Origin of the sequence: Mesorhizobium sp. M7A.F.Ca.US.014.04.1.1 (assembly GCF_003998745.1) — a bacterium.
In the GTDB taxonomy this organism is placed as follows: Bacteria; Pseudomonadota; Alphaproteobacteria; order Rhizobiales; family Rhizobiaceae; genus Mesorhizobium; species Mesorhizobium ciceri.
Window position 1 is genome coordinate 1 of the sequence record NZ_RZRW01000488.1, and the last position, 4,274, is coordinate 4,274.

Genomic DNA, 4,274 nt, shown 5'->3' on the forward strand with positions numbered 1-4,274 from the left:
GATCAATCCATCGCGACGAATTGTCTCTTCAAAGCAGCGTCAGTTGCACCTGGTCTTTCCCGGCGGCAACGAACTGATCGGTCCGCAGCGTGCGCCGTTCGGCATTGAGACCAAGCCGCTTGGCTGTGATCTCGAAGCGCCGGCCGATCTGCCAGGCATAGGGACCGGCGCCCTTCATGCGCTTGCCCCATTCCGAATCGTAGTCTTTGCCGTCACGCATGGAGCGGACAAGCGACATCACATGGCGGTAACGGTCGGGATAATGGCGCAGCAGCCAGTCCTTGAAGATCGGGCTGACCTCCAGCGGCAGCCGCAGGATCACATAACCCGCCTCGCGCGCGCCGGCCGCACGTGCCGAATCGAGGATGCGTTCCATCTCCGGATCAGTCAGGCCCGGAATGATCGGAGCCACCATGACCGACGCCGGAATGCCGGCATCCGAAAGCTGCCGGATCGCTTCCAGCCGCTTGGTCGGCGTCGACGCGCGCGGCTCCATGGTGCGCGCCAGCATGCGGTCGAGCGTCGTCACCGACAGCGCCACCTTGGCGAGCCCTCGTTCGGCCATGCGCGACAGGATATCGATATCGCGCGTCACCAGGGCGGACTTTGTCACGATGCCGACCGGATGGCCGCGCGCTTCCAGCACTTCGAGGATTTCGCGCATGATCCGGTATTGCTTCTCGATCGGCTGGTAGGGGTCGGTGTTGGTGCCGATGGCGATGGTGCGCGGCTGATAGCTGTCCTTCGAAAGCTCCTTGTCGAGCAAGCGCGCCGCATCAGGTTTGGCGAACAGCTTCGATTCGAAATCCAGACCCGGCGACAGGCCCATGAACGCGTGCGTCGGGCGGGCAAAGCAATAGACGCAGCCATGCTCGCAGCCGCGATAAGGGTTGATGGAACGGTCGAAGGAAATGTCGGGCGATTCGTTGCGGGTGATGATGGTGCGCGGCTTCTCGACCTGCACTTCGGTCTTGAAGGGGGGCAGTTCTTCCAGCGAATTCCAGCCATCGTCGAACACGTGCCGGCTGACTGGCTCGAATCGGCCGGACGGGTTGATGCCGGCCGACCTGCCGCGGTTGCGGTCCGGGCGGACACGCATGCCGCTCTGCTCGACCATCGCATTGGCCATCTCGGCTCTTCCTGCTCCGAAAGCTGCAATGTCGGCGCGCACGATCTGTTCCATTTTCGCCCGCTCCCAGGGACTGTCCGTGTTGTGTCGAATCGCTCTGTTCATGAAATTATTCCTATTTCATCGATGAGAACAAAGCAAGAACTTTCTATGGTGCGATGCAAAACTGGCGCTGTGCGGCGCTTTCCGCTATTCGGCTAAGGATGCTCAGTGTTCTCATCGAAACCCGCAATGACGAGGAGGGCCTCGCCCGCACGCTCGCCTCGCTGATTGGCGGCGCGGTCGAAGGCGTGGTGCGTGAAGTCATCGTCTGCGACACAGGCTCCGCCGACCAGACGCATCGTGTGGCCGAGCATGCCGGCTGTCAGTACGTGACCGGCGGTGTCGCTGCCGGCATCCGCCAGGCCAAGGGGGACTGGTTGCTGCTCCTGGAACCGGGCGCGCGGTTGGTGGAGGGCTGGATCGATGAGGTTGTCGCGCATACGGCCAGGCAGACCATGGCCGCACGGTTTTCGCGCACGCGGGCCAGCCGCACGCCATTCCTGGCACGGGTCTTTTCGGGAAACCGCGCCCTGGCCGACGGATTGCTGATCAGCAAGCGTCAGGCGGCGGCCGCGGCCAAGAGTGCCGGCAGTGCTGAGGCCATCGCCCGCGGCCTCGCAACGAAGCGGCTCGACGCCGAGATCTGGATGGCGCCCGCCAAGCAGGAACGCCGCTCCTCGACATGATTTTTTGCAGCTGCTCAGGCCATTGTGCATTGCACAAAATCTGACGCGGGGTTAGCGTCCGTTCAAGCGGGAATTGGGTTTGGGACATGCCGAGTGGCGAGCACCGATGCGGCATCGGTGGTGCTCTCATAGCCGAGGACCCAATGAAGCTTTCAACCCCCGACACATCCGGCGCGGCCAGTCTCGAGGCTATTGCGCGCGACGGCAGTCTGTTGCGACGCATCGCGGTGCGCATTCCGACCTATCTCAAGGACCTGCGCGAAAACCCCGCCTGGCTGCCGATGTTCGTGCTGGCGCGCACAATGCCTGGACGCCGCATGCATTGGCTGGGCGCAAAACGCGCCCGCCCGGTCGCCAATGCCGGGGATACGATGTTTGCCGGTGTCGAACGGGGAGCGGTCGTCGATGCGTTGCGCTCCGACGGGCTGTTCTCAGGCTTGGTCCTGCCGCCTGATATCCATGAAGAGATCGCCGACTTCGCCGGGCGCACGCCTTGCTTCGGCAATTTCGACCGCCGTCTCGAATTCATGCCGGGGGAACATGCCGAGGCCGAGAAACGCCTTGGCCGCTCGCTGCTCAGCGGGCATTTTTTCGAGCGCATCCTCGACTGCCCGGCGGCGCTTGCCATCCAGCGCGATCCGCTGCTTCTGGATATTGCCGCGCACTATCTCGGCGGCCAGGCAAAACTGATCACGACGCGCGTCTGGTGGAGTTTTCTAACCGGTGCCGCTTCGGATGCCGACAAGAACCTCGCCTCGCTCGGCAAGTATCATTTCGACCTCGATGATTGGCGCATGCTGAAATTCTTCTTCTACCTCAAGCCGGTCGACGCCGACACCGGTCCGCATGTCTATGTCAGGGGCAGCCACAAGCGCCGCAGCCTCAAGCACCAGCTCACGCTTCTGGTTGGCCACCCCGCGCAACAGGTCCTGGATGTCTATGGCGAGCAGAGCCCGGTGACGCTGACCGGCGAGGCCGGTCTCGGTTTCGTCGAGGACCCTTTTGGCTTCCATATGGGCACCGTGCCGGCACGCACGCCCCGACTGATGATGGAAGTCGGCTTCGGCGTCTCGCCGCCGTCGCGCCGGCGGTTTCATGGCGAGCCGGTCATCCGCTGAGAGCGACGCTTGCCTCGGCTTTACGGAGCTGATTTGCCGCGCCGCAAATGCTCGTCCAGGCGCGGCATGATCTCGACGAAGTTGCACGGCATATGCCGGTAGTCGAGCTGTGCCTTCAGGATGCCGTCCCACGCGTCCTTGCAGGCGCCTGGCGAACCCGGCAGCACGAAGACGAAGGTGGCGTTGACGACGCCGCCGGTCGCCCGGCTCTGGATCGTCGAGGTGCCGATCTTGTCGTAGGAGATCCGGTGGAACACTTCCGAAAAGCCATCCATGCGCTTTTCGAAGATCGGCTCCAGCGCGTCCGGCGTCACGTCACGGCCGGTGAAACCGGTGCCGCCGGTGGTGATGACGACATCGATATTCTTGTCCCGCGACCACGCCAGAACCGTGTCGCGGATTTTTTCCCGATCGTCGGTGACGATATCGCGGGCCGCCAGCATATGGCCGGCCTCGGTGATGCGGTCGGCCAGCGTCTGGCCGGATTTGTCGTCGGCGAGGCTGCGCGTATCTGAAACGGTCAGCACCGCGATGCGCACGGGAATGAAGGAGCGGCTCTCGTCAATTCTGGCCATCAGATACCTCCGATGCGATGCTGCGCGTCGCCGCGACGAACCAGTCGGGCTGGCGGCCGCGGATTTCGGCGGCGGCGCGCTTGGCGACATTGCCGGTCTCGAACAGGCCGAAGCAGGTGGAGCCGGACCCGGACATCCGTGAAAAACCGGATCCGGCCTTGTTCAGCCAGGAAAGCGCCCTGCCGATAGCCGGCTGCATCGCCAGCGCGGCGGGCTCGAGGTCGTTGCGGGTGATCTCCAGCCAGTTGCGCAGGCTATGAAAATCGATGCTGCGCGGCAGCGGCGGCAAGGCCTCATTGTCGCGCCGGGAAAGCGCCGCAAAGACGTCCGCCGTCGAGACCGGGGTGCCCGGATTGACCAGCACCAGGCCAAGCGCCGAAAAATCCGGCACCATCGACAGTTCATCTCCGATGCCGCGCGCGACCAGAGGTCTGGCCGCCAGGCACATCGGCACATCGGCGCCGAGCGAGAGGCCGATCCGCGCCAGCTCTGCGCCGTCTATATCCAGGCCCCATGTCTCCACCAGCCCGCGCAGCACGGTCGCCGCGTCGCTCGAACCGCCGCCGACGCCGGAGGCGACCGGCAGGTTCTTTTCCAGCCGGATAGCGACCGGCGGTGTTCTCTCGTGCCCGACCGCCTGTCGCAGGGCATCGCGCGCCCTAGGCACCAGATTGCTGGCGTCGAGAGGAACCGCCGGGGCGTAGCGGCCGGACACGGTAAATTC

At 64.2% G+C, this 4,274-nt stretch carries 5 protein-coding genes; 2 read left to right on the forward strand and 3 right to left on the reverse strand.

Translation table 11 applies throughout. The features are described from left to right. Positions 1 to 28: 28 nt before the first annotated feature. Positions 29 to 1,183 carry a PA0069 family radical SAM protein gene (locus tag EOA22_RS25745; RefSeq protein WP_023808673.1) on the reverse strand — a complete coding sequence of 385 codons (1,155 nt, stop codon included), beginning with the start codon at positions 1,181 to 1,183 and terminating at the stop codon, positions 29 to 31. Positions 1,184 to 1,332: 149 nt separating this feature from the next. Between EOA22_RS25745 and EOA22_RS25750 the strand changes: the two genes are divergently transcribed. Next, complete coding sequence (locus tag EOA22_RS25750; RefSeq protein WP_063167649.1) at positions 1,333 to 1,857, forward strand: glycosyltransferase; 525 nt, start codon at positions 1,333 to 1,335, stop codon at positions 1,855 to 1,857. A gap of 143 nt (positions 1,858 to 2,000) precedes the next feature. Next, entirely contained in the window at positions 2,001 to 2,975 is a 975-nt protein-coding gene (locus EOA22_RS25755; protein ID WP_063167650.1) for a hypothetical protein, read from the forward strand. Between the two features lie 20 nt (positions 2,976 to 2,995). Here EOA22_RS25755 and moaB read toward each other — a convergent pair whose 3' ends face one another. Both moaB and EOA22_RS25765 read right to left on the reverse strand, forming a co-directional pair. Further along, complete coding sequence (gene moaB, locus EOA22_RS25760; protein ID WP_024502637.1) at positions 2,996 to 3,550, reverse strand: molybdenum cofactor biosynthesis protein B; 555 nt, start codon at positions 3,548 to 3,550, stop codon at positions 2,996 to 2,998. After that, positions 3,537 to 4,274: 4-(cytidine 5'-diphospho)-2-C-methyl-D-erythritol kinase (locus EOA22_RS25765; protein ID WP_127390305.1), on the reverse strand; the 738-nt coding region annotated here is incomplete at its 5' end. The genes EOA22_RS25765 and moaB, both read right to left, overlap by 14 nt.